We start from the raw sequence: 24,727 nt of genomic DNA on the forward strand, positions 1-24,727 counted from the left end.
TTGGCGGTGGTTTGGAACGGTTCTGCCATACTCGGGGAATGGGTATGGAACGGCACCGAATGGATAAGAAACGGCATTGAATGGATAAGAAACGGCATTGAATGGGTAACTGTTAGGGGATGGAACGACAACCGGCGAATCATGACCGATGCAGACGACCTCGCGGAGCAGGTACTGGCGGGAGACCTGCGCCTGCACGAACTCGAAGACCACACGGATGCCGATACGGCGACGGAGGCGCGCCGGAAACTCCTCGAATCGGAGACGGACGCGACACTCGACACGGTCGGTGAGTACGCCTTCCCGGCCGAGGACGCCGAAACCGCCATCGAGAACATGGTCGGAACGATTCAGGTGCCGCTGGGCGTGACCGGACCGGTCGCCGTCAACGGCGGGTCGGCCGACGGCGAGTACTACCTCCCGCTCGCGACGACGGAGGGGGCGCTCCTCGCCAGCGTCAACCGTGGCTGTTCCGTCATCGACTCCGCGGGCGGTGCGGACGCGCGCGTGACGAAGCAGGGGATGACCCGCGCTCCCGTCTTCCGCGTGCAGGGTATCGCGGAGGCCGAGACGGTCGTGAACTGGGTTCGGGACAACCGCGACGAACTCGCCGCGGTCGCCGAATCCACGACCAACCACGGGGAACTGCTGGACGTGACGACGTACGTCGTCGGCGACTCCGTCTTCCTGCGGTTCGTCTACGATACCAAGGACGCGATGGGGATGAACATGGCGACCATCGCGACGCGCGAGGCCGCCTCGCTCGTCGAGGAGGAGACCCCGGCGAGCCTCGTCGCGCTGTCGGGCAACCTCTGTTCGGACAAGAAACCGGCCGCAATCAACTCGGTCGAGGGCCGCGGCCGGAGCGTCACGGCCGACGTGAAGATTCCGCGCGAGGTCGTCGAGGAGCGACTCCACACCACGCCGGAGGCAATCGAGGAGGCGAACACGCGCAAGAACCTCGTCGGGAGCGCGAAGGCCGGGGCGCTCGGCTTCAACGCCCACGCCGCGAACGTCGTGGCGGCGGCGTTTCTCGCGACCGGGCAGGACGCCGCGCAGGTGGTCGAGGGAAGCAACGCCATCACGACCGTTCAGGCCCGCGAGGATGAACTGTACGCCAGCGTCAGTATCGCCAGTCTGGAGGTCGGAACGGTCGGCGGCGGGACGAAACTCCCCACCCAGTCGGAAGCCTTGGACGTGTTGGGTCTTCGCGGCGGCGGCGACCCCGCCGGAAGCAACGCCGACGCCCTCGCCGAGATCATCGCCGTCGGCGCGCTGGCGGGCGAACTCTCCCTCCTCGCCGCGCTGGCCGCGCGCCACCTCTCCAGCGCACACGAGGAACTGGGTCGGTAGGATCGAACTTTATTATCAGTTTTTGAGAGCGGATAGCAAGGACTCCTTGCCGACGGACCGGCACGAAAAACCACATAAAATCACGAAAAAAGTACTAGAAATTTATTGTACGCGGCCGCGAAGGTGCTGTCGGTGCGTGTGGGGGAACGGTTCCCGCCGTACCACCAAATGGTGACTCCCGATGGCAACATCCTCCCACGACGGGGACGCGCCGATAACCGACTCCCGGGCATATCATGTCCTCCAGTTCCTGAAGCTGTTGCTCACAGTCGTCACACTGCTCGTCGCGGTGTGGAAAGCGCTGAGTGGCCCGTTCCCGTAAGTCGGGCCCGTCCCGACTTTCATCGATGAAGAATAGGGGGTGTCGATTTTAGATACGACGATACTGGCCCCGACTCTCGCTGATCTCTCCCCGCCGAGCGAGTTTCACGAGCGCCTTCTCGACGTACTCCCCCGAAACCCGTCGCTCGCTCGCGTAGTCGAGAATCTCCTCCTCGGTCGGTTCGTCCAACGCGTCGAGGGCGTCCAACACGACTTGCTTCTTGCTCTTCTTGTTCCCCCGGCGCTTCGTTCGCTTCCCGGCGGCGGCGACCTCCTCCGTGTTCAGTCCCGAGCGGTCGAGGAATTCCTCGTCGTCCATCCCCGCCTCGTCGGCCTGTTCGTTCATGTCGGCGAACGAGTCGAGTTCCGCGAACGCCTCGCCCTGTCCCTGTCGATTGGCGAGCATCGACGCCCGCAACTCCCGAGCGTGGTCCTCGTCGTCGGTCTCCACGAACTTCTTCAACTTCCGGAACTGCCGTTGTTTTCCACACCGCGGGCAACTCGTCGTCTTCGGCCGCCCCTCGACGATCCACAGGTTGCTACAGCCGTTGCAACCCACGACACTGTACATACCGAGAGTTGGTGTCCCATCCGTGTTCAACCTTCTGCGAACACGACGACGACAACGAGATAACTTTGCAGTTACCGAGAATACTACCTCGAAAGCCCCCGCCCGGTCGCGGTTGCTGTGCAGGATATCCGCTCTCCGCACAACTCGCGGATAGGGCCTGCACAGCAACCACGTAAACGCGACCGGGCGCCCCTTCCAGTCCCACCCGACAGCTACCGCCCCGCCGCCACACCCTCCCCAGCCGATTCCTCCGGTCGCTACGCTCCCTCCGTCATCCCTCGCACGGTGTCAACGAGACGGATTGGCCGACAACTGGCCAACCCGTCTCGTCAGCGCGCGCCACCCGGCTGGACGGGGTGGCAGAGACTGACCAACTGCACGGCGCGCGACGTCCTCGTGAGCACAGCGAACGAGTGGCTCGTCAGAGCTTCGCTCTGACGGTGGTGCACGCCAGTGCGCCCGTGCGAGGGATGAGACTTGCGAGACGCTCCGCGTCTCGATGACCTGCGGCCGTAGCCCGCAGGCACTGGAGCGAGTGAAACGAGCGAAGCGCGCAATCGGCTGGGGAGGTGTGTGGGTGGTTGCGGCGGTGGTGTGGGTGGATTGAAAGGGGCCGCGAGCGGGCGGGGGCTTTCGAGGCGGTCTGCTCCCCAGTAGTTGCAATTACAAAGCTATCAAATACGTCTCGTCGAAGCGAGCGGGCGAGGGATTTCGAAGTAGTGTTCTCGGCAACTGCAATCGCAAAACCGGAGTAACCAGTTCGCACTAAAGAAGAATAGCTAACTCTAGCATCTCCTAGCCTGCTTCACGGTGTTTCACGCCACGAACGACCGGACGCGTATCGCCGCTGGGCGTGAACGGAGATATCCCGGACGAGCATGTCCCGCTGCTTGAAATGCTCGTGGATCAGTTCCAACAACTGCTCGTCCACGTCCTCGCGGTCGATGCCTTTGAGACAGAGGACGGTTTGGGTGGTGGCGATACGTTTTTCATCAGAAAGTTCGTTGTCCGACATGCTTTAGGGAACCTCCTGAAGCACACGAGGTCAGTGCCTTGAACACTGGCCTTTCGGCGGATACCCCGTCTGCTTCGGATGGGAGTATTGACTATGGGGAGTTAATTCTATTGGCTCTGACGGGTACGGAATCCGACGAATGACGTCTCCAACGCCGTCCATCCCGCACTCGAAGTCGTCTTTCCGAGACCCGTTGACGACGACTTTAAACCCGTTTCCCGAGAATCCCCGCCCATGCAGACACACATCGTCCCGGTCGGGTTCGATTACGACCGGCTTATCGCGCCGCTGGTGCGCGACCAACTGGACGTTGACCGGGTCATCCTGTTGGAGGGCGCGGTGGGGAGCGAGGCGAACGTGGAGTACTCCCGTAACCTCTCCCGGAAACTCGGCAAGGACTTCGAAAACCTGCTCGGGGCGGAAACGGAACGCGTCGTCATCGAGGACGTCTACGACTACGACACGGCGTTCGAGCAGGCCTACGAGCGCATCAACGCCGAACTCGACGCTGGCGGCGAGGTGTGGGTGAACGTCAGCGCCATGCCCCGGACGGTGAGTTTCGCGTTCGCCACCGCGGCCCACTCCATCATGGTCGAACGGCAGGAGGACCGCGAGAAGATTCACACCTACTACACCGCACCCGAGAAGTATCTGGAAACGGAACTCGCCGAGGAACTGCGCGAGGAGACCGAACTGCTCGAATCCGTGCTGAACGGCGAGGTTGACGAGGAGCGCATCGAGACGCACCTCGAACACGCCCGCGACCTGCTCTCGGAGTTCGACGAGCGCGGGACGACCATCGGCGCGAAACGCGTCGGAACGGGGCACATCGTGGAACTCCCCGTGGCGTCGTTTTCGAACGTCAAACCGTTCGAGGAACTCATCCTGTTCACGCTCGGCGAGCACGGCCAGTTCGAGAGCGTGAGCGAACTCGCACAGACGCTGGCCCGCGACCTGAACGAGGAGTACACCGACAGCTTCCGGTCGAAGGTCATCTACAACGTCGATAGGCTCGGCCCGGGCGGAAAGGGCTACATCGAACAGGAAGAGGAGGGGAAATCCTACCGCACGCGGCTCTCACGAATCGGCGAGTTGTGGGTGCGCTCGCACACGAACGACGAATAACTCCGATCCTTCAGTCTTTTACCCTCGACTCCAACTTCTCGATTCGCGTCGTGAGCGCCAGGAACGTCGCCAACAGTGTTATCACCACCGCGCCCGCCGCGGCGATTCGGTGCGTGTGGACCGGATGGTTGAACCAGCCGTTCGCCATCAGTTTCTGTGCTGGCAGTGCGGTGTGGTGGGGCGTTCCGACGATGGGAACGAAGTAGTCCACGACGTCGTTGAAGCCGTACCAGAGGACGGCGAACGAGATGGCTCCGACCGGAAAGCTACTGTAGCGATAGATGAGGAACGCCTCCACGACCATCGAGAGGTGACTACAGAACAGGAACGCGTACATCGGCCCGCTCGTGTCCTGGAGGAACCCGTTGTGGAACACGGCCAACACGAACGGCGTCCAGAGGCCGAGCTGGAGACAGCCGAAGAAAGCGAGCATGTTCATCCACTCGTTGTTTCGCCCGAGTTTCCACAGGGCGAGTGATATCGCGATGAACAGCGTGGCCATCGGGCTGTCCGGAACGAAGAGCCACATGGAAGCCGGTTCGACGCCGAACTGCCACGTCATGAGCGGGTCGGAAAAGGGGTACGGATGAAAGCCGTAGTACCAGAAACCGAACGCGGTGCCGATGAGATTGATGATAACGATTGGCCACGCCATTCGCAGGCCGAAATCCTCCAGCCACTCTGGAAGCGGCGCGACGTACCGCGGGAGGGTTTCGCGGGCCGGAAGGCTCGTCATACCCTCGGCGAGGAATTGTCGTCCCAAAGAGGCTTCGATTGGCGTTTTGACTGGTTTCCCCGTGCCGTAATCGGTACGTCTTAACCCCCGGCTTCGTTAGGGTCCACCATGGCAGAGCCAACCGACATCGAGGAACTCAAGCGCGGCACGGAACTGGTCAAGCGCGGCTTCGCCCGCATGCAGAAAGGCGGCGTCATCATGGACGTCGTGAACCCCGAACAGGCCCGCATCGCGGAGGACGCGGGTGCGGTCGCCGTCATGGCGCTCGAAGCCGTCCCGGCGGACATCCGAAAGCGCGGCGGCGTGGCGCGGATGGCCGACCCCGCCGACGTGGAGGAGATCATCGACGAGGTTTCGATTCCCGTGATGGGCAAGGCGCGAATCGGCCACACGACGGAAGCTCAGATCCTCGAATCCATCGGCGTGGACATGATCGACGAGTCCGAGGTCCTCACCCCCGCGGACGAGAAGTACCACATCGACAAGCGCGAGTTCACCTCGCCGTTCGTCTGCGGCGCGCGTAACCTCGGCGAGGCGCTTCGCCGCATCAACGAAGGCGCGGCGATGATCCGCACGAAGGGCGAGGCCGGAACCGGCGACGTGAACCAAGCCGTCCACCACCAGCGCACGATCAAGGGCGCGATTCGGGAGCTTCAGGGCAAGACCCACGAGGAGCGCGAGATGATCGCCCGCGAACTCGAAGCCCCCGCCGAACTCGTCCACGAGACGGCCGAAGCCGGACGACTCCCCGTCGTCAACTTCGCGGCCGGTGGCATTGCGACGCCCGCCGACGCGGCGCTGATGATGCACCACGGCTGTGACGGCATCTTCGTCGGCTCGGGCATCTTCGGTGCAGAGGACCCCGTACTGATGGGCAACGCCATCGTGGAAGCGACGAACAACTGGGACGACCCGGAGCGCCTCGCCGACATCAGCAAGGACATCGGTTCAGGCATGAAGGGCGAGGCCAACGTGGACCTGCCCGAAGAAGAGAAGATGCAGGGTCGCGGCAACTGAGATAACAGAGGATTCCGTTTTCGATATTTTCTCCCATCGAGAGCGGTTCGCTCGCCCGGCCATCGGTTCAGTCGGTTTGCTCGTACGTCATCCGAACCAGCCTCTCGACGCCACCCTCCGGGATTTCCATCTCCGGGTCGAACAAATCGAAGCCGACCGACTCGTAGTACGGCACCAGTCCACGACGACAGAGCAGGGACAGGCCGACGATGCTCTGGAGGTCGGGATGGTCGACGACCGCCTCCATCAGGATTTTACCGAAACCCTCCCCGCGGCGGTCCGCGGCAACTATCACGTCGAATACGTTCGCGTAGTAGGTGTAGTCGGTCAGGATTCGCGCCGCAGCCACGAGGTTTTCTTCGTCTTCGACGCCGATGGCGACTTCCGTTTCGGCGAGGGCGGTTCGAACGTCGTCCACCTCGCGGTCCTCCCACCACTCGTACTCCTCGTAGAGGTCGGTGAGTTCCTCTGCGTCGTCGGGCGCGAGGTTTCGAACGTGACTCATTCGTCACACCGGTTTTTCGCGCCCAATTAATGCTCTTTTGATACGTTGGCAACCGTTAGCACAGTGGCTCGACGGCTCCTCGTCGGCATCACTGGCGGCGAGAAGACGTACCGAAAAATCGGCTCTGTCGAAATCTTCAACAGGAGACGGAAATGCCGTACTGAAGGGGGAGGATCTCTGCAGCAATGATTCCCTGTTTCTACCGCGAAATACGATTGCAGCTACCCGCTCAGTTGAGCGTGCGTCCCTGTAACCTCTTTCGACCTGCGAGAAAATGCGAGACTTGTCCAAATGCGGTAAAGATAATTTTTACCACATAGGAAAATAAATCGCAGGTATGTACCGTCCGTCACGCCGTGTCCTCCTTGGCGGTCTCGTCGCCACGTTAGTCGGGGGTAGTGGCTGTACTCTGAACGAATCGGAATCTGCACCGTTTACTCCCGGCCAAATAGTGTTGCGGAATGCCAGTCAACAACCGCGAACGGTCGATATTCGAATCACTCGTTCCGGGCGGGAGTTGTTTTCGGAAACCTACAATGTCGCTCCACCAGCCTCCGATGATAACACGTTGGGAAACAGCCGTACGATCTCCGCACCGATCGGTGAACGGCGAGCCGATACCGTCTCGGTGACGATAGACAGCGGCGAAATACACCACATCAGGTACACCGAGTCTGATCCACCGGAGTCACAGTGCCTGCGACTGTCTATCCGAATCGAGGACGGTGGTCAATACCGCAGGTTCGAGAACCCGTGTGAGACGTGAGTATCGTCTCAAGCAATCATCACACTTCCCCGACTGCCGTCGAAGCACACTGCATACTCGCCCTGTATCTATCTCCGAGCATCAGCCGGACGCGTAAGGGTTTCCACGAGGGCGAAAAATCGAACTCGCGGTACTCGAACTCACGATTTCCGAACGCCTGTTACTCGAAGTCTCGCCGCATGGCGATTTCGAACCACGGGCACAGGCGAAGTTGACGGTACCAGCGCGGGTTCTCGTACAGACGCTCGTAGGGAACCCACATCAGGCCGCCGACCTCCTCCTCGACGGGGTCGAGTGAGGTATCGGTGAGGGTGAGTTTGAGCACCGAACAGACCTCGTGTTCGACGCCCTCCTGCGGGTAATAGCGTTTATATTCGAACTTGTCGGTCACGCGCAGGTCGTCGTACTGGTCGGGCGAGATGCCGAGTTCCTCTTCGAGGCGCTGGCGAGTGGCCTCCTCTTGGGATTGGCCGGGGTTGGGGTGGGAGGCGACGGTGCCGTCCCAGTAGGTGTCCCAGAGGCGCTTCGTCGGCGACCGCTGGGCGAGCAGGATGTCCCCGTCCTCGTTGAAGATGAGGGCGGTGAAGGCGCGGTGGCGGATGCCGTCGCCCATGTGGGCGTCCAATCGGTTGACGATGTCCAGTTCGTTGTCGTCCCCGTCCACGGCGACGACGTTCTGTCGGGCGTTCTCGTGGCGCTCGTCGGTCGCGGCGCTCTCGGCGCTCCCATCCGGCGAGTCGGCGGCGTTCTCAGTGCTCATACCGCTATAGAGAACCATCCGTTTCAAACGTTCTTCGGAAACCATCGACAAATCGTCGAAGAGCGTTCCGCGATGTACCGCTGGACGGGAGCGCAACCCGGAAAAGGCACCGCGTCATACCTCCCGCCATGACCGAGAAGACGAGCACGTTCCTCGTCACCCACGCGGAAGAGGAGTCGGCGGTGCTGAAGGACGTTCACGACGGACAGGTACACACCCTCTCGACCAACCCCGGCGTCGAAACGGACGATGCGGTCGAGGCGACCGTCGCCCCCGAACCGCCGATGGAAGTGACGTGGGAAGTCGTCGAACTCGACGAGCGACGGCCCCTCACCGTCCACGAGAGCGACGAACCGCCGACCAGCCACGAACGGGAGGTCGCCGCCGAACAGGACGTCGGCGACCTCGAACGGACCGAACGCGCCGGAATCGGCGAAATTCACGTTCTATCCGTTCCGCCGGAGGAGACCGGGGACGCCGTCGCTGACGTGCTGAACGACGAGGGGACGCTCGCACGCGCGGCCCGATTGGGCGTCAACCGCGTCGAAATCCGCTCGGAGGACGGAACGGTGAGCGTTCGGTACTTGCCGTAGAATGGTTCTTCACCCGTTGTCGCTCACGCCGAGGATCACCCCGCAGTGGGGACACTCCCACACCGTCGCCGCGCTGAACGTGTGCCGGGCGGTCGAGTTTCCTTTGGCCAAGTCCTCTATCTCATCGCCGCAATCAGGGCAGTGTGACATCGCATTCCGGTTTTTATTCAAAATACATAACAGTATTTGTTAGGGGTACTCGGAACTTCGAGAACGCGACATCCTCACTCGCTACAGCTAACCTTTTCTATCTCACCTGAAAACCCTCGGCCATGGCAATGCAACCGCACCTGCTCGTTGACGAGGGCGACCTGAACGACATCGCGCTGATCCCCGGCGACCCCGGGCGCGTGGATCGAATCGCGGCCCAGTGTGATTCCTCGGAAGTCGTCGCCGAGAACCGCGAATACAAGGTCGTCAACGCGGAGTACGACGGTGTTCCGCTCACGATCTGTTCGACCGGTATCGGCTGTCCCTCGGCGACCATCGCGCTCGAAGAGATGCACGCCGTCGGCGTCGAGACCGTCATCCGCGTCGGGACCATCGGTGCGCTCCAGCAGGACATCGAAATCGGCGACATGATCGTCGCCACGGGTGCGGCGAAGGACGAGGGGACGACCCGTCGCTACGAGAAGGACACCTACCCGGCGGTGCCGGACTACGGCGTCCTCTCGGCGCTCGTGGATTCGGCCGAAAGCAACGAGGAGGACGTTCACGTCGGTCCCATCGCGTCCGACGACGCGTTCTACGCCGAGACGACGAGTACGTCGAAGCGTGGGAGGAAGCGAACATCCTCGCCGTCGAGATGGAGGCGGCCGCCGTCTTCTCCGTCGCGCGCCGCAAGGGCATGCGCTCGGGTGCCATCTGTACCGTCGATGGCAACCTCGTGAAAGGAACCCAGAAGGGAACCGACACCGAGGACGACGAACTGCCGGAGAAGGCGAAGAACAACGTCGAGCGCGCGATTCGAATCACGCTCGACGCGGTCGTCTCGCTGTCGTAAGTACGGCCGTTTTTCGTCTGGCGGACCACAAGAGTGTAGCAACTCCCCGTCGTGTTGGTGTCCATGGCTGGAGGGCGAGGGGGCGACGACCCGGCAGTGGACGGTGTTCCGTCCCTGTCTCCATCGTCCCTACGGTCGTTCCCGTTGGACGGCGACCTTCGGATGCTCGTCCTGTCCCTCGCGACCGGAATCGTCGCCGGACTCGGCGCAGTGGTCTTTCGATTCGGCATCTGGATCGTCCAGGAACTGTTCTACGGACCGGCACTCAACCCCGGTAGCGTCGAGTTCCCGCTCGTTGCCGTTCCTAACGCCTTTTCGGTTCTCGTAGCTCTCGGTCCCGTTCGATTCCTCCTGCTTCCCGCCGTCGGCGGTCTCATCGTCGGCGTCATCATCAAACTGACGTCGCCGGAGGTCAGGGGTACCGGAGTCGCGATAGTGCTCGAATCCATCCTCGTTCGCGGCGGCAAAATCGACCCGAAAGTCGCGGTGTACAAAACGGTCGCCTCGTCCATCGCCATCGGGAGCGGCGGGTCGCTCGGCCGCGAGGGACCCGTCGTCCAAATCGGCAGCGCGGCCGGATCGTTCTTCGAACGGTACGTGGAGCGTCACGCCTACACCCGAACGTTGGTCGCGGCGGGAGCAGCGGGGGGAATCGCGGGGACGTTCAACGCGCCGCTCGGTGGCGTCATGTTCGCGTTGGAAATCCTGCTCGCCGAGTACTACCTCCAGAACGTCATCGCGGTCGTGTTGAGTGCGGTGACGGCGACGGCCGTCGCTCGGGCGTTCCTCGATTTCACCCCGAAACCGGGTGTCCGTTCGTTTCTCGTGCCCATTCAGTACCACCTCGTCTCCCCGCTGGTCGAATACCCGCTGTACATCGTACTCGGTCTGCTCGTCGCCGTCGTCGGTGCTGGCGTCGTGAAACTGCTCTACGGTACCGCACACGTGTTCGACAGATTCGACGTTCCCGCCGCGACGAAACCCGCATTCGGCGGAGCGTTGCTCGGCCTTTCGGCACTCGTCACGGCGGCCGTGTTCGGCGTCTCCGACCTTCGGAGTGCGACGTGGCTGTTCGGCGTCGGATACGATACGATACGTCACAGTATCCTCGGGAACTTCGGCATCGGGTTGCTGTTGGTTCTCGCGCTAATGAAAGCCATCGGCTTCTCCCTCTCGGTCGGCAGCGGCAGTTCCGGCGGCGTGTTCTCTCCCTCCCTCTACATCGGCGCGATGCTCGGCGGGACGTACGGCACCATCGTCCACGCGTTCGTGCCCGGAACTGCCGGGCCGGGTGCCTACGCCCTCGTCGGGATGGGCGGTATCTTCGCGACGTCCGCACGCGCACCGCTGACGGCGACGCTCATCATCTTCGAGTTGACCGGGCAGTACGACATCATCCTCCCGCTCTTGCTCGTCTGCGTTCTCGGTAACGAACTCTCGAACCGCCTTCTCCACGGCAGTACCATCTACGTCGAAAAACTCCGTGAGCGCGGAATCACGGTCCAAGAGCGGCGTATCGGGAGTCTGGAAGACCTGTGTGCGAGCGACGTGATGACGACGAAGGTCGAGACGCTTTCGGAGGACCTGTCCATCGAGGAGGCGATACCGACGATTCGAACCAGCGACCACGGCGGTTTTCCGGTCACCGACGAAAACGATCACATCGTCGGTATCATCACGTTGACCGACCTCGAACCGTTCATGACCGGTCGTGCGGAGGGAGAAACCGACAGACCCGAGGCGGAACGGACGGTCGGTGACGTCTGCACCACGGACGTCTGTACCGTTCACCCGGACACGAACCTGCTCTCGGTCGTGGACCGGATGGAATCGCTAGATATCGGACGATTGCCAGTGGTGGACGACGGCACCGTGGTCGGTATCGTCACCCGAAGCGACGTGCTGGATGCGTACGACCGGATGCCGTCTTTCGTTTAGGATCGTCCACTTCCCGCGTCGTCCCGATACCGAAAGGGAATTCCCCCCTGGCTCAGTATAGGCACATAAATGGGGTTATCGAGCGCATTACCTATCCTCTCCAGCTCAAATTCGAAGTCAGGTGATAGTTCATCCGGGCTCTCACTCAAAGACGAAGAAATCCGGATGAACCTCATCGCAATCGTCATCGGCGTCATCGCCGGACTCGGCGCTGTTATTTTTCGACTGAGTATCTGGGCGGCACAGGAAGTCTTCTTCGGACAGGAGCTCAACCCCGGCAGCGTTCAGTTCAACCTCATCGATATCCCCAACGTCTACGCCGCGCTCTCGTTTCTCGGCCCGCTCGAACTGCTCTTGATCCCGACCATCGGCGGGTTGCTCGTCGGTATCGTCATCAAATTCACGACGACGGAGGTCAAGGGCAGCGGCGTGCCGAAGGTCATGGAATCGATGCTCGTCCGTGGGGGGAAGATCGACCCGAAAATATCCGTGTACAAGACCGTTGCATCGTCCATCGCCATCGGCAGTGGTGGATCGCTCGGTCGTGAAGGTCCCATCATTCAGATCGGCAGCGCGGCGGGTTCGTTCTTCGGTCGATTCATGGACCAGAAATACACCCGAACCCTGGTGGCCGCCGGGGCGGCGGCCGGAATCGCGGGGACGTTCAACGCGCCGCTGGCGGGCGTCATGTTCGCGCTGGAGATTCTGCTCGCCGAATACTACCTCCAGAACGTCATCGTCGTCGTGCTGGCCTCCGTGATGTCCACCGCAGTCGCGCGGACGATTCTCCAGTTCACCCCGAGTCCCGGTGTTCAGGAGTTCCTCGTCCACGGCGTCAACAACGGAAACGGCATTCACTATCACATGCTGACGCCCGCGCTGGAGTTCCCGCTGTACATCGTGCTCGGTTTCGTCATCGGGGTCATCGGTGCTGTTATCGTGAAAACCCTCTACGGCACCGAACACGTCTTCGACCGCCTCGACGTCCCCGAGTACGTGAAACCGGCCGTCGGCGGCCTGCTCCTCGGGGGAACCGTCCTCTTGAGTGCCGTCTTCCTCCACGAGACGCCGATCACGACCGCCGATTGGTTGTTCGGTGTGGGATATACGACGATTCACACGGCCATCGCGGGCCACCTCTCGCTGCAGGTCATCCTCGCACTGGCACTGCTGAAACTGCTGGCGTTCTCCTTTTCGGTCGGCAGTGGCAGTTCCGGTGGCGTGTTCTCGCCGGGACTCTACATCGGCGCGATGGTCGGCGGCGGGTTCGGTATCCTCTCCGGCATACTGTTCACCGATATCTCCCACACGTTCGCGTTCATCCCCGCCCTCGCAATCGCTGGGGCTGGAGCCTACGCCCTCGTCGGGATGGGCGGCGTGTTCGCGGCGACGGCACGCGCGCCGCTGACGGCGACGCTCGTCATCTTCGAGTTGACCGGGCAGTACACGATCATCCTTCCACTCCTCGTCGTCACGGTCATCGGCAGTATCGTCACCCAACGACTGCTCAACCGCGGAACGATCTTCACCGAGAAGCTCCGCGAACTCGGTATCACGGTTCAGGAACGACGTATCGGGAGCCTGGAGGACTTGTGTGCAAAGGATGTGATGACGACGAAGGTCGATACGCTATCGGTCGGGGCCAGTTGCGAGGACGCCCTCATGATGTTCCAACAGACGAAACACCACGGGCTTCCCATCGTGGACGAGGACGGAAGCCTCGTCGGAATCATCACGCTCACCGACCTCGAATCCGAACTCACGAACTCCATCATCCACACCATCGAAGGCCGTGAAGAGATCGACCTGCCGGACGAGGACCGGTCCCCGGTCGAGAAGATCGGGTCCACGGACGTGCTGACAGTGCCGCCGTCCGCGAACCTGCTTTCCGTCGTCGATATCATGGAGAAACTGGACGTCGGTCGCATTCCGATCGTGGACGAGGCCAACCACCCCGTCGGCATCGTCACTCGAAGCGACATCCTCGACGCCTACGATAACGTGCCCGAACTGTCGCGCAACGAGGTGGAAATCCCGGTCGTCACCGACCCGAAACTCCCCAACACCAGCGCGGACAAGTAAATCGACTCGGGTGGACGAACGAAGTGGATTCTCGACTCGGGTGGACAGCCAGAACGGATTCAGTCAGGGGCGAATCGGCAGAAACGAATATGCACCGGGGTGGACAACTCTTCTTTGATGCGAGAATCGCTGCGGACGATGTACGAGCGCGTACTGTCCCGCCTTCGCCGGACCAGACGCCGTGAGACGGAGGAATTTCGTCGCTGGTTGGAGACGAGTGCGAACCTTCGTCACCTGACCGCGCTCTTCGCGCTACCGCTCCTGATCGCCGGGATAACGGCGCTTTCGGACCGCGTGTCGACGCTGTCGTTTCTGCTCTATCCGCCGCTCGCCTCGGGGACGTACACCCTGTTCAGCGACCCGAACGGGCGATACGCCTCGCCTCGAAACTTCGTCGGCAGCCTCGGAACGGGTGCGGTGTGTGGCTGGTTTTCGGTCTACTTCTCCGAGACGTACCTCCACATTCCCGACCTACAGCCGTTACACGCACATCCGATAACCGCCGCACTGGCCGTGTTTCTGACGCTCGTGACGACGTGGTCGCTCTCGCTCGAACTCCCGGCGGCGTTCTCGACCGCGCTGCTCGCCGTCGTCGTCGGCGTCCACCAACCGACGTACGTCCTCAGCGTCATCATTTCGAGCCTCATCGTCATCTCGATTTTCAGCGTGTGGCACACCGAGGTGTACCAGAAACGCTCGCGCTACCTCTATCAGTCCACGAGCGGCGACGACCACGTTCTGGTTCCGATGCGCGGCGAGTACGCCGAAGGGGCGGCGATGTTCGCCGCGAAACTGGCGGCGGCACACGACGCCGGTAAGGTCGTCCTCATGGACATCGTGGACGAGGACGCCATCGAGGAGGCGAGGGGAAGCGGGGAATCGAGCGAAACGGAGACGCTCGTCATGGAACCCGACGACGAGGCCGAGACACAGGCGGCGGACGAGGCGGCGACCGCCCTCGAACGCCAGGCCCAACGCATTCGAACCCGGATGGGTGTCGCCTGTGAAGTCATCGTCGCCAGCGACGACCAAACGCGGCCACGGACGATACTGCGGACCGTCCGGGAGGAGAACTGTGACCTCGTCGTCGTTCCGTACGAGGACGAACACGGTGGACTCTCGTCGTTCGTCCGGACGCTGTTCCGCGGGCGAACCGACGCCATCGTGTACCGTCCCAGCGTGGCACCCGAGCCGACTGATTCCACCCGACTCGATTGGAAACGGGTTCTCGTTCCCGTCCGGAGAGCGAGCGATACGTCCCACGTGATGCTCGATTTCGCACAGCGACTCGCCGGGAAGACCGGAACGGTGAGCGTCTGCACCTGCATCGACCGCGAATCCCAGCGGCGAAGCGCGGAATCGACCCTCGCCGACCTCGTCGAGGCGTTTTCGGGGTCGTTCGAGACGCGGATTTCCCGCCACGAAATTCTACAATTCCTCTCCGCGAACGATTCCCACTACGACCTCATCATCATCGGGGCGAGCACCGACAGGAGCGCCGCATCGCGGTTCATCTCGCCACCGACGTTCGAGCGACTGCAGGAGATCGAGTGCGACGTGGCGGTCGTACACCGGGGCTAACGCTCGAAATCCGTCAGCGTTCGATTCGATGCGTCGCCGGACAACTGTTCGGCCATCTCCTCGACGTGCTCGCCACCGAGCGCCGCCTGCACCAACATGCGACCGATGAGTGTCGGACTGACGACGATGTCCGCTCCCGCCCGACGCAGTTTGTTCACGTTTTCGCGTTCGGTGGCCGCCGCCACGATTCGAATATCGGAATTCAACTGCCGGGCGGTCAGCACCCCGAGCGAGTCGGCGGCGTCGTCCTCCGTGGCGACGAGCACCGACTTCGCTCGGTCGATGCCGACGCGCCGGAGCACGTCCTCGTCGCTCGGGTCGCCGTGGACGACGACCTTCTTCCGCTCGCGGAGTTCGTCCGCGAGGTCGGAGTCCTCCACGACGACCACGTACTCGGTCGTGCCGCCGAGTTCGTCGAGTATCGATTCCGTGAGCAGGTGTCCGTAGCCGAGGACGAGCAAGTGGTCTTCCATGAGGTCGATGTTCGAGTTCGGTGATTTGCCGAGCGCGCTGGCGAAACTGTTCTGCACGATGGGCGCGAAGAGCACCCCCAACGCCGCCGCGAAACTGCCGGTTCCGAAGACGACGACGGTCATCGCGAACGCTCGGGTAGCCGGAGTCGTCGGTTGAATGCTCCCGTACCCCACCGTGCTGGCGGTGAGCAGGGTGAAGTAGAACGCGTCGAACCACGTTCTGAGGTTGTTGAAATCCCCGCGGAGCGCGTACGCGCCGATGGTGCCGTACAGTTGCGCCCCGACGACGGCGACCGCGGTGGCTATTTGGGCGGTGGAGAGCTCTATCGGCCGCTGGAATCGCCCGCGGACGAGGAACAACACGGGCACCGTCACGAGCGCGAACGCGACGAGCGGAAGCGAGTACGGCGTCGATTGTAAGAATCCGTGAAGGACGGTGATCGGCACCAACAGGGCACACGAGTACCACGCGGCGCGGAACCCCCGCCGCAGTCCCATCGCGGCGATGAGCAACAGAAACCCGACGATGGTTCCGGTGTACGACGTCGTTTGCCGGACGGCCTCCGGAATCAGTCCGCCGAACAATCTACCGCCGGTCGACCCCGTCGCCGTCGTGACGAGACCCGTCGCTATCGAGAGGAGCGCGACCCCGATTACCAACCACACTACGACACGTGCCGACGTGAACCGCCGTCGGAACCCCCCCGCCATACGACCATGGGTGCAACGCCCGGTGGGATAAATGGGGTGGTCGATGTGTCATCCATCGACGGAACGGTATTCACGGGACGACGCCACAACGAAACGGGAACGGACGTTTTGGTGATGATACCCGTCAGCGTGCTTGACCGACCGCTCCCGAACCAACGACATCACGGCCCCATCGGTCGAACGCCGTGACCATCCATTCTCGCCGAGAATCAGGGCGTCCCTGCGATGCCGTAGGCGATGGCTACTATCTCATCGGTCGTCATCGCCTTCCCCGAGTTTTTATGTAGGATACCGGAACCAAATCGGTTCGATGGTCGTCACTGCCCTCGTGGTCCTATTCGTTCACCGGCTTCTCCACGGTCTTTCGTGGGAAAGAAACTCACTTCCCGTCTCCGACCGTCGTACCGACCATGCAGTGGAAACTCTTCGCGGATCTGGCCGAGATCGCCGGCGACAAGGAGGTGCCCGTGGACGCCGAACCGGGCGATTCCGTGGGCGACGCGTTGGACGCCCTTCTCGCGCCGCGGCCGGAACTCGAACATCGCGTTCTGGACGACGATGGCCGCCTCCACGACCACATCAACGTCCTTCGAAACGGGACCGACGTCTCCTCCGAAGACGGCTTGAAAACCCCGCTCGAACCGGGCGACGAGCTGGCGCTCTTTCCTCCAGTGAGTGGTGGGTAGCGCGTGGACGTTCTCCTGACGAACGACGACGGCATCGATGCGCCCGGCATCGACGCCCTGTACGACGAACTTTCGACCGTCGCCGACGTGACCGTCGTCGCCCCCGCGGAGGACCAGAGCGGGGTCGGCCGGTCGAACTCCCACACCGTCGAAGTGGACGACCACGAGCGCGGTCTCGTCGTTCACGGGACTCCCTGTGATTGTGTCGCTGTCGGTGTCCGAACGCTCGATACGAATCCCGCCGTCGTCGTTGCGGGCTGTAACGACGGGCCGAACTTCGGCGCACACAAACTCGACCGCTCGGGGACCGTCGGGGCCGCGAAGGAAGCCGCCTTCCTCGGCATCCCGGGAATCGCGGTTTCGGCCTACGACCCCGTCGATGGTGCACTCCCCCGACTCGACCGTGAAAACTTCGCACAGGCGGCCCGAATCACCCGCTCGCTCGTCGAACACGCCGAGGCCATCGATTCGGGGACGTATCTGAACGTCAATGCCCCCGTCTCGGACGGTTCTCCGAACGTTCGAATCACGCACCCTGCACGCGATTTCGACGTACGAATCGAGGACCTCGACGGGGACGACCGCGATGCTATCGCCCTCGTCGACGAATTCTACGACCCGCTTCGGCCGGACCGACCCGAACCGCTGGATGACCCGGTCGGAACCGACCGCCGGGCGCTCGCGGACGGGGAAATCAGCATCTCCCCGCTCGGCGTCGCACACGAGCTACGGGATACGGAAATCGCTTCGAAAATAGCCGGTGCCGTCGATCAGCGATAATCCTTCGTCAAATCCATCCCCATCACGAAGTCCGGTTCGCCATCGACTTTCACCCGGGAGTAGGCCGTATCGCTGACGAAACGCGGCGTCTCGGGGATGAGCGTTCGGATTCTGTCCGCGCCACGCGCTGCGGCGTCGCGGGCCATCGCGGCGAACAGCGACCGGGCGGCGTCGGCATCCTCCCACGCGCTGATGGTATACTCGGCCCACAGTTCGGGTTCGCCGTCCTCGTTTTTCCGCTCTTCCTCCCGGAAGAAGCTAGCGAATCCGCGCGTTCCGTTCTCCCGCACGACGAGCAGTCCGTCGTTTTCGGCACTGCGTTCGAGGTCGTCGCGGGTTAGTTCCGAGAGCGCCCACGATTCCTCGAAGTCGAGGGCGAGGCCCTGAAGGTGTGACCGCGCGTCGCTTTTGGTCCAGTATCCCCACGCGGCGTCCGGGTCGTCGGTCACCGTCATGGCCGGGTCGGCGTTCGCGTCGGGTTCGGGGTAGGCCCACCGGAATTCGGTAATCGGCTCGTATCCGGTCGCTCGTGACTGTCCGAGTCCCGCGATGTTCCACGAGAAGACCATGTTGCGGAGCGTGGTCGCACCCTGATCGCGTGCCCAGTCGAACAGTTCGCTCGTCATGCGGTTTGCGATGCCTTGGCCACGGAAATCGGGATTGACACGCATTCCCTGTCCCCACGCTTCCCACTCGGAGAGCATGACACACTGGACGATTCCGGCGATGGCGTCCCCGGCGTCGGCGACCACGGTGTAACGGTCGTCGCCGTCTATCCAGTCGTGGTAGACGTGTGGAATGTAGTCGCTGCTGTCCCGGTCGGACCACGTATCCTCCGTGAACGCCACGACGTCATCGTAATCGTCGTGCGTGGCCTCACGGAGTTCGATACAGCTTACTCCCATGGCACCGACCGCTCGGTGATCTCGCCCGCGATTGGTGTCCGCATGGTCTTCTCGGGCGTATCGCTGTTCGCGAGCGCCCACATCAGTTTCACCTTCGCCGTTCCGGGGAGCATGTCCTCGCCTTCCACGATACCCGCATCGAGCAAGTCGCGGCCCGTGTCGTACACGCGGTCACAGACGCGCCCGCCGATGCATTGGCTGGTCATGACGACGGTCGTTCCGTCGTCCACGAGTTCGCCGATTCGGTCGACCCACTCGGAGTGGACGTGGCCCAATCCGGTCCCTTCGAGGACGAGTCCGGCCTTGCCTTCGGCGTAATCGAGCGAATCGACGGTCATGCCCGGCGTGAACTTGATGAGTTCGACTTCGCTTTCGATGTCGTCGTCGAGCGCCAGTTGCTGTGCGCCGCGTTCGTTGTAGTCCCGTCGGAAGCGGACCGTGACGTCATCGGTGCTGTAGTCCACTTCGCCGAGTGGTTTCGCGCCGATGGTTTCGAAGGCGTCCCGGCGAGAGGTGTGATTCTTCCGGACGCGCGTGCCGCGGTGAAGCGCACACACGTCGTCGCTTTCGCTCCCGTGCATGCAGACGAGTACTTCCGCGCAGTCGGATTTCGCGGCTTCGACCGAACAGACCGCGTTCATCACGTTGTCCGAGGACGGCCGGTCGGCCGAGCGCTGACTGCCGGTGAACACGATGGGAACCGGCGTGTCGAGCATGAACGAGAGGGCGGATGCGCTGAACTGCATCGTGTCCGTCCCGTGCATGACGACGACGCCGTCCGCCCCACTCTCGATCTCCTCGTACACCGCGTGGGCCAACTCCTGCCACACGTCCGGCGTCATGTTTTCGGAGAGGATGTTGGCCACGACGCGGCCGCGGTAGTTCGCCCGCCCGGCGAGGTCGGGGACTGCACGAAGCACGTCCTTGGCGTCGAACTGGGCCGTCACCGCGCCGGTTCGGTAGTCGACCGTCGAGGCGATGGTTCCGCCGGTACTGATGAGCGAAATCGTCGGCAGGTCGGGGTCGAACTCCACGACCGACGAGTCGCCAGATTCCGTGTCTTCGATGTCGTACACTTCCGATTCGAGCACATCGACGGTCGCGTCGTCGCGGTCGATACCGACGTTGTAGCCACCATCGAGTTTGACGACGAGGTTCGCCGCCGTCGTGGAAGGAAGCAAAACTCCCTCGTAGGTTTCGTCCGCTCGCTCGACGCGAACGCGGTCTCCCGGATTCATATCTCGGGGTAGCGCGGCGTTCGACTTCAATCCACTCGTTTCGGGGAAAGGCACATTACCTAACGGCGTCAATTCGGAAACATGACTCAGCGCACTCGGACGCGCGAAACCGATACCGATGTCTCAGACCTCCTCAACGACATCGACGGCAGGGAGGGGGCCGAGGAGACGAGCAGCGAAAGCTACACGAGTCGCGCGAAAAAGCGCGCTGGGAACCTGTTCTCGGTTCGCTACTTCGGCGTTGCGACGCTCCTCCTCGGCGTGGCGATGTTCTTCGGCGGCGTCATTCCGATCCTCGGTAGCGTGGCTGGCCTCGTGGCCATGTTCGCCGTCTCGTTCGTCCTCGGGGCGGTGACGAGCGACTCGAAAATCGCGGAGACGGCGGTCGCCGGTGGGGTCGCTGGCGGGGTCGTCTTCGCGCTCAAGAACATCGTCGCGCTCTCGGTCGCCGGGTTCCCCATCTTCGCCATCGGTCTCGTCGCCGGTCTCGTCGCTGGCGGTCTCGGTGCGTACTTCGGTGGCGACCTGCGCGACGGTCTGACCAAGGACCTGTAGTCGGTCGATTCCGTTACTCGTTTTCGTCGCGTCACGTCCCCCGGTTCGTAGTTCAATACGACGGCGTGTACACTCGTCAGGTGTGGTTGCTTAGATGTCCGTGCGTAGAATCCGATCCGTTATCCGGACAACGTCCAGCTTTCGCCGTCCGACTCCACGACTCCGCGCTCCGCCATGCTCCCGAGGTGGTTTTCCACGATGTGTTCCGGCGCGTTCGCCTCCCGACTGATCTCACGGGTGGTCTCCGCACCGGCGGCGAGCGCGGCCAAAATCTCCGCGCGGATCCGATTTTCGCCGTTGCCGTCCACCGCGTCGCTCAGCGAGTCGAGGACGCTCGTCATCCGCCCGTGCACCCACCGTTGTGCGAGCGATAACTCGCTCTTTAACTCCTCCAAACTGTTGAGCTCGGACGCGAGGTCGGCGATTTTGCTCGCCTCGGTGTCGCTCATCTGCTCGACGTCTTCGTCGTCTTCGTCGTCCTCGACCTGCTCGTTGAGGTATTTGACGTTCAAGGAGAGATACTGGCACGAACTCACGTCGAGGTTGGCGCTCGCGGGATACGCGCTCTTCATTCCGAACTCGTAGGGAGAGACGTCCACTTCGAGTCGGAGGTTCCGTGAGATGTTGAAATATTTGCGACGCTGGTCGTCAGTCCGACTTTCGACTAGTCCTGCCTCCTCCAGTTTCCGAAGGTGGTCGATGACCGCCTTCGGACTGACGCCGAGATAATCGCTAATCTCGGTCACGTAGCAGGGCTTGTGTGAGAGGAGCCGCAGGATACGCCGTCGGTTTTCATTTCCGAGTATATCGAGCAACGCGGCGGAATCCATTCGCGTCTTCATCTTGGCAACCCGAACGGAAAAGGGTGTCTCTCGGTGGTAAACGCCGATTTCAGGTGAAATATAGGGTATCGCGCCCGATTTCCTCGATCCGGCGGTCGTTTTAGTTTCCGTTTCAGTTCCCCTTCAGTGCCCCTGCCCGCCCTCGTTTCCGTTCCCGTTACTTCTTCCGTTTCCTTTGCCAACGCCGACGGACCCATTTCCGGTGCCGACCGTTCCGTTAGTGTTGACCGTGTGGTTCCCGCTGAGACTTCCATTTCCTGCGCCGATCTCCGTTCCCGTACCGGGACCCTGCGTGGTGTTGTTCGAATCCCCTCCGGGGATCGAATCCTCTCATCGAAAGTGACGCCGTGCATCGATTTGGCGATCTCCCTCGCTTCGGGACCTCCAACGGTCTTCGACTGCTTGTTTAGCTTGTTCAACTCGTTCACCTGTGCTCCGACGGTGACGGCCCGCGGGTGTGTCGCCGCGATGGAGTGTTGGAGCGAACTGATTTCGCCGACTAGCTTGCTCATCTCGGATTGATATCTGAGTTGGCTGATACGGTCGTTTTTGTACTTCGTGACGAGCGTTTGCTTCCTATCCCGAAGGTCCGATAGCTGTTTTTGCATGTCGTCGACGCGGTGTCGAACGAGCGCCTGCTGGGCGGATTTGTTCTTCGTCTGGTTGAATCTGGCCACCCAGAGACCGGTATCGACCGAGCCTTCGGCCTGGGACGTACTGACCTGCATGAACGACGAAATTTCGGCACCGAGCGTGCTGTTGTTCATTCGGACCGTACTGTTGTTCGCTTGTTGCTGCCGTTGGATGGAGGTGACATCTGCCGGAGTGTTCGGCGTCGGGGCCGCCGCCGCTGGGATGGTTACGGCACATCCACAAACGACGAGGACGGCTAACAGGATGGCACGAAGGGCGTTCATCTACCGCTCTAGTACTCAGCCATCACTTAAAAAGGGGGTAATTCGTTCGTTCTGTTCACATCTCGTAACGAGGAATCGAGAGGAGGGAAGAACGTTTAAAAAGACATCTCCATCACTCTAACCGGTCCATGGCGTGTGAAGCGGCGAAGACGGACAGGAACGTGATTCCGACGGAGAGAATCGGTAGTACGATTCCGACTTTGTAGCGAAGCGGAGGGTGGTAACCGAACACGTAATCGAAAACGTTGTTCGCCATCATCAACACGAATGCCGCCACCAGCGCACCTCTCGTCGTCTTTCCGTAGTTTGGAATGAGATACGCCTCCGGGATGAACGCGAGGTGAGCGATGATGATGCCCCAGTAGTCGAGGATACCCGAGTCGGTCCACGGCGGGGCGTAGTAGTGCGAGAAGCCGAGGTTGAGCGCGGTGAAGGTCCAGAGGCCGAATTGGACGAGCCAGACGAACGCGATGGTGTTGAGATACGCGAGCGGCAGGTTCTGCGGCGAGTCCGAAAGACGCCTGCCGAGGTTCGGGAGGAGGGTGAAAAGCGACGCGGCGAACAGTGCAACTGCGGTCGGCGAATCGGCATACAACGGCCAGAGAAAGAGCGGAACGCCCGGCATCGTCTCCACGTAGAAGTTGACGCCGACGAGGACGAGCGCGAGGTTGAGAATGATAAGCACCACCAAACTCGGAGCGTTTTCGAGATAGTAGCGGGCATAGCGTTCGGGAACTGCCATATTCTACCCGCGTAGCGAGTTATTAAAAGAACTGCTATCACCGTTGCGTCCCCGAAACCTTCGGAACGAAAACCCGAGTGATTGCCGTTCGACATAACGCTTCCGCATAAGCCCTATATAACTATTGGCCCTTGTGTGTTATTGTCACTCATGTTCGAATCGTTTTCCAGCGGATACTACCTCGGTCGGCTCTACGTCGAGCCATACGAGGGTGATCACGCCGTCATGTGTCGTGACGATCACGAATCCGTCAACAAAGCCCTGTACTCCTCCGGCGAAGGCGTCGAGCGGTTGGACTGGCCGCTCGTGATGAAAATCGATCAGCAACACTTCTCCGTTCATGCGGAGGACGATATCCCGGACAATACACTCGTGATTCCCGACGAGTTGCTCGACAACACTCGTATTCGTAACCCTCCCGAACTGAAGGAAGTCCTGCTGGCGAAAGCGGATCGTGTCGAACAGCTTATCGGATTCCAGCGTCGCCATCCCGGTTTCGGAAGCGGCGGCGCGGTCTGACGGGTCCTACTCGTCGGCTCTGTCGAGCACGCGTTCGATCGTCGAGACGACGTTGTCGATAACCGTCTCGGGCGAATTGGTCGCATCGACGCGAACGAACCGCCCCGGTTCGGCTTCCATCAGTCGCTCGTAGTTCGACTGTACCTGCGCGAGGAATCCGGCCTGTTCGAACTTGTTCGTCGCGCCGCTTCGCGCCGCGCCCGTCTCCGGATCCACGTCGAGATAGATGGTACAGTCCGGTGGCCGCGTCCACGGTCGGTGCACGCCGATGATGTACTCCATCGGGCGAGTGACGGCCCCGTCCAGTGCGACCGCCTGATAGGCGTACCGCGAATCGGAGTAGCGGTCGGAGATGACGAGTTTTCCCTCCTCCAGCGCGGGTCGAACGGTGTTCGCGAGGTGGGCCGCGTGGTCCGCCGTGTAGAGAAACAGTTCGGCGATCGAGTCGGCGTCGTCGTCCCCTATCGAGCGGTTGACCGCATCGCCGTACCACGTGTTCGTCGGCTCACGGGTGAACACCGCTTCGGGAAACTCCTCGTGAAGCACCTCCCAGACGGTCGTCTTTCCGCTCCCGTCCAGTCCCTCCAGCGTTAGCAACATATCCCCCACTTCGGGTCGCCGGGTAAAACGTTCGTGGATTTCGGAAGCGGGACGGTGCGGTTCGAGTCTACTGGCGTGACTATTTCGATTGCAGTCTCACGTCGTCGCTGGAGGAACAATCACTAACTCCGTGGCCCGCGCACGGGAACGTATGATGCGAACGGCAATTCAGTTGTACACGCTCCGTGAGATCGACGAACCCCTCCCGGAAATACTCGCGAGAGTCGGCGAGGTGGGATTCGACGGCGTTGAATTCGCGGGACTCGGCGACGCAGACCCGGCGGACGTGGCCGACGCGCTGGACGATACCGGGTTGGATGTTGCCGCCGCCCACGTCCCCATCGACGAGTTGGAGGACGACCCGGGACGGGCGGCGCGCATCTATCACGAAAT

The 24,727-nt window shown here is 61.9% G+C and carries 27 protein-coding genes and 1 pseudogene; 14 read left to right on the forward strand and 14 right to left on the reverse strand.

Annotated elements, in window-relative coordinates; genetic code table 11:
• Positions 1-141 precede the first annotated feature (141 nt).
• On the forward strand, positions 142-1,353 hold the full coding sequence (gene hmgA / locus A4G99_RS06040; RefSeq protein ID WP_066140718.1) for a hydroxymethylglutaryl-CoA reductase (NADPH): 1,212 nt from the start codon (positions 142-144) through the stop codon (positions 1,351-1,353).
• Positions 1,354-1,534: 181 nt separating this feature from the next.
• On the forward strand, positions 1,535-1,675 hold the full coding sequence (locus A4G99_RS25750; protein WP_190303700.1) for a hypothetical protein: 141 nt from the start codon (positions 1,535-1,537) through the stop codon (positions 1,673-1,675).
• Positions 1,676-1,723: 48 nt separating this feature from the next.
• Here A4G99_RS25750 and A4G99_RS06045 read toward each other — a convergent pair whose 3' ends face one another.
• Positions 1,724-2,245 (reverse strand): DUF5817 domain-containing protein, encoded by a 522-nt coding sequence (locus A4G99_RS06045; protein WP_066140720.1) that lies wholly within the window; start codon positions 2,243-2,245, stop codon positions 1,724-1,726.
• A gap of 805 nt (positions 2,246-3,050) precedes the next feature.
• Positions 3,051-3,260, reverse strand: coding sequence for a hypothetical protein (locus A4G99_RS06050; RefSeq protein ID WP_066140722.1), 210 nt, complete (start codon positions 3,258-3,260; stop codon positions 3,051-3,053).
• Between the two features lie 234 nt (positions 3,261-3,494).
• Here A4G99_RS06050 and A4G99_RS06055 point away from each other — a divergent pair, with 234 nt between their 5' ends.
• Positions 3,495-4,385 (forward strand): DUF6293 family protein, encoded by an 891-nt coding sequence (locus A4G99_RS06055; protein WP_066140725.1) that lies wholly within the window; start codon positions 3,495-3,497, stop codon positions 4,383-4,385.
• Positions 4,386-4,395: 10 nt separating this feature from the next.
• Here the strand turns inward: A4G99_RS06055 and A4G99_RS06060 are convergent, their stop codons facing one another.
• The gene (locus tag A4G99_RS06060; RefSeq protein ID WP_066140728.1) at positions 4,396-5,121 is read right to left on the reverse strand and encodes a DUF1405 domain-containing protein; all 726 of its coding nucleotides are present in this window, start codon (positions 5,119-5,121) and stop codon (positions 4,396-4,398) included.
• A gap of 108 nt (positions 5,122-5,229) precedes the next feature.
• Here A4G99_RS06060 and pdxS point away from each other — a divergent pair, with 108 nt between their 5' ends.
• Positions 5,230-6,138: a pyridoxal 5'-phosphate synthase lyase subunit PdxS gene (gene pdxS, locus A4G99_RS06065; RefSeq protein ID WP_066140731.1), complete on the forward strand. Its 909-nt coding sequence runs from the start codon at positions 5,230-5,232 to the stop codon at positions 6,136-6,138.
• A gap of 67 nt (positions 6,139-6,205) precedes the next feature.
• Here pdxS and A4G99_RS06070 read toward each other — a convergent pair whose 3' ends face one another.
• Entirely contained in the window at positions 6,206-6,643 is a 438-nt protein-coding gene (locus tag A4G99_RS06070) for a GNAT family N-acetyltransferase (RefSeq protein WP_066140733.1), read from the reverse strand.
• 926 nt (positions 6,644-7,569) lie between these two features.
• On the reverse strand, positions 7,570-8,169 hold the full coding sequence (locus A4G99_RS06080; RefSeq protein WP_066142374.1) for an NUDIX domain-containing protein: 600 nt from the start codon (positions 8,167-8,169) through the stop codon (positions 7,570-7,572).
• Between the two features lie 128 nt (positions 8,170-8,297).
• Between A4G99_RS06080 and A4G99_RS06085 the strand changes: the two genes are divergently transcribed.
• Positions 8,298-8,762, forward strand: coding sequence for a DUF5812 family protein (locus A4G99_RS06085; protein WP_066140739.1), 465 nt, complete (start codon positions 8,298-8,300; stop codon positions 8,760-8,762).
• 9 nt (positions 8,763-8,771) lie between these two features.
• Here the strand turns inward: A4G99_RS06085 and A4G99_RS25755 are convergent, their stop codons facing one another.
• Positions 8,772-8,912: a hypothetical protein gene (locus tag A4G99_RS25755; RefSeq protein ID WP_190303701.1), complete on the reverse strand. Its 141-nt coding sequence runs from the start codon at positions 8,910-8,912 to the stop codon at positions 8,772-8,774.
• A 122-nt stretch (positions 8,913-9,034) separates the two neighbouring features.
• Here A4G99_RS25755 and A4G99_RS06090 point away from each other — a divergent pair.
• The 4 genes and pseudogenes from A4G99_RS06090 (at position 9,035) to A4G99_RS06105 (ending at position 15,366) form a co-directional block, all read left to right on the forward strand.
• Positions 9,035-9,765 (forward strand): annotated as a pseudogene (locus tag A4G99_RS06090) (nucleoside phosphorylase).
• Between the two features lie 63 nt (positions 9,766-9,828).
• Complete coding sequence (locus A4G99_RS06095) at positions 9,829-11,703, forward strand: chloride channel protein (RefSeq protein ID WP_066140742.1); 1,875 nt, start codon at positions 9,829-9,831, stop codon at positions 11,701-11,703.
• 165 nt (positions 11,704-11,868) lie between these two features.
• A complete protein-coding gene (locus A4G99_RS06100) occupies positions 11,869-13,785 on the forward strand; it encodes a chloride channel protein (RefSeq protein WP_066140745.1) in 1,917 nt (638 codons plus the stop codon).
• Between the two features lie 117 nt (positions 13,786-13,902).
• A complete protein-coding gene (locus A4G99_RS06105; protein WP_066140748.1) occupies positions 13,903-15,366 on the forward strand; it encodes an HPP family protein in 1,464 nt (487 codons plus the stop codon).
• Here the strand turns inward: A4G99_RS06105 and A4G99_RS06110 are convergent.
• Complete coding sequence (locus tag A4G99_RS06110) at positions 15,363-16,550, reverse strand: NAD-binding protein (RefSeq protein WP_066140751.1); 1,188 nt, start codon at positions 16,548-16,550, stop codon at positions 15,363-15,365. The genes A4G99_RS06105 and A4G99_RS06110 overlap by 4 nt on opposite strands.
• Before the next feature lie 45 nt (positions 16,551-16,595).
• Between A4G99_RS06110 and A4G99_RS25760 the strand changes: the two genes are divergently transcribed.
• From A4G99_RS25760 to surE, 3 genes are all read left to right on the forward strand, one after another.
• Entirely contained in the window at positions 16,596-16,739 is a 144-nt protein-coding gene (locus tag A4G99_RS25760; protein WP_190303702.1) for a hypothetical protein, read from the forward strand.
• Positions 16,740-16,960: 221 nt separating this feature from the next.
• A complete protein-coding gene (locus A4G99_RS06115; RefSeq protein WP_066140754.1) occupies positions 16,961-17,236 on the forward strand; it encodes a ubiquitin-like small modifier protein 1 in 276 nt (91 codons plus the stop codon).
• A 3-nt stretch (positions 17,237-17,239) separates the two neighbouring features.
• Positions 17,240-18,016: a 5'/3'-nucleotidase SurE gene (surE, locus tag A4G99_RS06120; protein WP_066140757.1), complete on the forward strand. Its 777-nt coding sequence runs from the start codon at positions 17,240-17,242 to the stop codon at positions 18,014-18,016.
• On the opposite strand, the gene A4G99_RS06125 is transcribed toward surE, so the two are convergent.
• Together A4G99_RS06125 and gatD are read right to left on the reverse strand one after the other, a co-directional pair.
• The gene (locus A4G99_RS06125; protein ID WP_066140760.1) at positions 18,007-18,921 is read right to left on the reverse strand and encodes a GNAT family N-acetyltransferase; all 915 of its coding nucleotides are present in this window, start codon (positions 18,919-18,921) and stop codon (positions 18,007-18,009) included. The genes surE and A4G99_RS06125 overlap by 10 nt on opposite strands.
• A complete protein-coding gene (gene gatD / locus A4G99_RS06130; protein WP_066140763.1) occupies positions 18,912-20,159 on the reverse strand; it encodes a Glu-tRNA(Gln) amidotransferase subunit GatD in 1,248 nt (415 codons plus the stop codon). Before gatD ends, A4G99_RS06125 begins: the two co-directional genes overlap by 10 nt.
• Positions 20,160-20,240: 81 nt before the next feature.
• On the opposite strand from gatD, the gene A4G99_RS06135 reads away from it, so the two are divergent.
• Entirely contained in the window at positions 20,241-20,714 is a 474-nt protein-coding gene (locus A4G99_RS06135; RefSeq protein WP_066140766.1) for a hypothetical protein, read from the forward strand.
• Between the two features lie 119 nt (positions 20,715-20,833).
• Here the strand turns inward: A4G99_RS06135 and A4G99_RS06140 are convergent, their stop codons facing one another.
• The 3 genes from A4G99_RS06140 to A4G99_RS06150 form a co-directional block, all read right to left on the reverse strand.
• Positions 20,834-21,544: a metalloregulator ArsR/SmtB family transcription factor gene (locus A4G99_RS06140; RefSeq protein WP_066142377.1), complete on the reverse strand. Its 711-nt coding sequence runs from the start codon at positions 21,542-21,544 to the stop codon at positions 20,834-20,836.
• An 8-nt stretch (positions 21,545-21,552) separates the two neighbouring features.
• Positions 21,553-22,473 carry a hypothetical protein gene (locus tag A4G99_RS06145; RefSeq protein WP_223301737.1) on the reverse strand — a complete coding sequence of 307 codons (921 nt, stop codon included), beginning with the start codon at positions 22,471-22,473 and terminating at the stop codon, positions 21,553-21,555.
• Positions 22,474-22,585: 112 nt separating this feature from the next.
• On the reverse strand, positions 22,586-23,215 hold the full coding sequence (locus tag A4G99_RS06150; protein WP_066140768.1) for a DUF1405 domain-containing protein: 630 nt from the start codon (positions 23,213-23,215) through the stop codon (positions 22,586-22,588).
• Between the two features lie 150 nt (positions 23,216-23,365).
• On the opposite strand from A4G99_RS06150, the gene A4G99_RS06155 reads away from it, so the two are divergent.
• Complete coding sequence (locus A4G99_RS06155) at positions 23,366-23,734, forward strand: DUF5802 family protein (protein ID WP_066140771.1); 369 nt, start codon at positions 23,366-23,368, stop codon at positions 23,732-23,734.
• A gap of 6 nt (positions 23,735-23,740) precedes the next feature.
• On the opposite strand, the gene tmk is transcribed toward A4G99_RS06155, so the two are convergent.
• A complete protein-coding gene (gene tmk, locus A4G99_RS06160; RefSeq protein ID WP_066140774.1) occupies positions 23,741-24,334 on the reverse strand; it encodes a dTMP kinase in 594 nt (197 codons plus the stop codon).
• A 79-nt stretch (positions 24,335-24,413) separates the two neighbouring features.
• Positions 24,414-24,722 carry a hypothetical protein gene (locus A4G99_RS27005; RefSeq protein ID WP_223301738.1) on the reverse strand — a complete coding sequence of 103 codons (309 nt, stop codon included), beginning with the start codon at positions 24,720-24,722 and terminating at the stop codon, positions 24,414-24,416.
• Between the last annotated feature and the right edge of the window lie 5 nt (positions 24,723-24,727).

The sequence above is a fragment of the Haladaptatus sp. R4 genome, from assembly GCF_001625445.1.
Taxonomy (GTDB): Archaea; Halobacteriota; Halobacteria; order Halobacteriales; family Haladaptataceae; genus Haladaptatus.

Bases quoted from the DNA above. Each gene is read 5' to 3' on its own strand.
- A4G99_RS06045 (WP_066140720.1), bottom strand. From the start codon at position 2,245: ATGTACAGTGTCGTGGGTTGCAACGGCTGTAGCAACCTGTGGATCGTC.
- A4G99_RS06155 (WP_066140771.1), top strand. From the start codon at position 23,366: ATGTTCGAATCGTTTTCCAGCGGATACTACCTCGGTCGGCTCTACGTC.
- A4G99_RS06140 (WP_066142377.1), bottom strand. From the start codon at position 21,544: ATGGATTCCGCCGCGTTGCTCGATATACTCGGAAATGAAAACCGACGG.
- A4G99_RS06080 (WP_066142374.1), bottom strand. From the start codon at position 8,169: ATGAGCACTGAGAACGCCGCCGACTCGCCGGATGGGAGCGCCGAGAGC.
- A4G99_RS06115 (WP_066140754.1), top strand. From the start codon at position 16,961: ATGCAGTGGAAACTCTTCGCGGATCTGGCCGAGATCGCCGGCGACAAG.
- A4G99_RS06055 (WP_066140725.1), top strand. From the start codon at position 3,495: ATGCAGACACACATCGTCCCGGTCGGGTTCGATTACGACCGGCTTATC.
- tmk (WP_066140774.1), bottom strand. From the start codon at position 24,334: ATGTTGCTAACGCTGGAGGGACTGGACGGGAGCGGAAAGACGACCGTC.
- A4G99_RS06095 (WP_066140742.1), top strand. From the start codon at position 9,829: ATGGCTGGAGGGCGAGGGGGCGACGACCCGGCAGTGGACGGTGTTCCG.
- A4G99_RS06125 (WP_066140760.1), bottom strand. From the start codon at position 18,921: ATGGGAGTAAGCTGTATCGAACTCCGTGAGGCCACGCACGACGATTAC.
- hmgA (WP_066140718.1), top strand. From the start codon at position 142: ATGACCGATGCAGACGACCTCGCGGAGCAGGTACTGGCGGGAGACCTG.
- A4G99_RS06105 (WP_066140748.1), top strand. From the start codon at position 13,903: ATGCGAGAATCGCTGCGGACGATGTACGAGCGCGTACTGTCCCGCCTT.
- A4G99_RS06070 (WP_066140733.1), bottom strand. From the start codon at position 6,643: ATGAGTCACGTTCGAAACCTCGCGCCCGACGACGCAGAGGAACTCACC.
- A4G99_RS06145 (WP_223301737.1), bottom strand. From the start codon at position 22,473: ATGAACGCCCTTCGTGCCATCCTGTTAGCCGTCCTCGTCGTTTGTGGA.
- A4G99_RS06050 (WP_066140722.1), bottom strand. From the start codon at position 3,260: ATGTCGGACAACGAACTTTCTGATGAAAAACGTATCGCCACCACCCAA.
- A4G99_RS25750 (WP_190303700.1), top strand. From the start codon at position 1,535: ATGGCAACATCCTCCCACGACGGGGACGCGCCGATAACCGACTCCCGG.
- A4G99_RS06150 (WP_066140768.1), bottom strand. From the start codon at position 23,215: ATGGCAGTTCCCGAACGCTATGCCCGCTACTATCTCGAAAACGCTCCG.
- A4G99_RS06135 (WP_066140766.1), top strand. From the start codon at position 20,241: ATGACTCAGCGCACTCGGACGCGCGAAACCGATACCGATGTCTCAGAC.
- A4G99_RS06100 (WP_066140745.1), top strand. From the start codon at position 11,869: ATGAACCTCATCGCAATCGTCATCGGCGTCATCGCCGGACTCGGCGCT.
- A4G99_RS06085 (WP_066140739.1), top strand. From the start codon at position 8,298: ATGACCGAGAAGACGAGCACGTTCCTCGTCACCCACGCGGAAGAGGAG.
- A4G99_RS06110 (WP_066140751.1), bottom strand. From the start codon at position 16,550: ATGGCGGGGGGGTTCCGACGGCGGTTCACGTCGGCACGTGTCGTAGTG.
- A4G99_RS25755 (WP_190303701.1), bottom strand. From the start codon at position 8,912: ATGTCACACTGCCCTGATTGCGGCGATGAGATAGAGGACTTGGCCAAA.
- gatD (WP_066140763.1), bottom strand. From the start codon at position 20,159: ATGAATCCGGGAGACCGCGTTCGCGTCGAGCGAGCGGACGAAACCTAC.
- pdxS (WP_066140731.1), top strand. From the start codon at position 5,230: ATGGCAGAGCCAACCGACATCGAGGAACTCAAGCGCGGCACGGAACTG.
- A4G99_RS06060 (WP_066140728.1), bottom strand. From the start codon at position 5,121: ATGACGAGCCTTCCGGCCCGCGAAACCCTCCCGCGGTACGTCGCGCCG.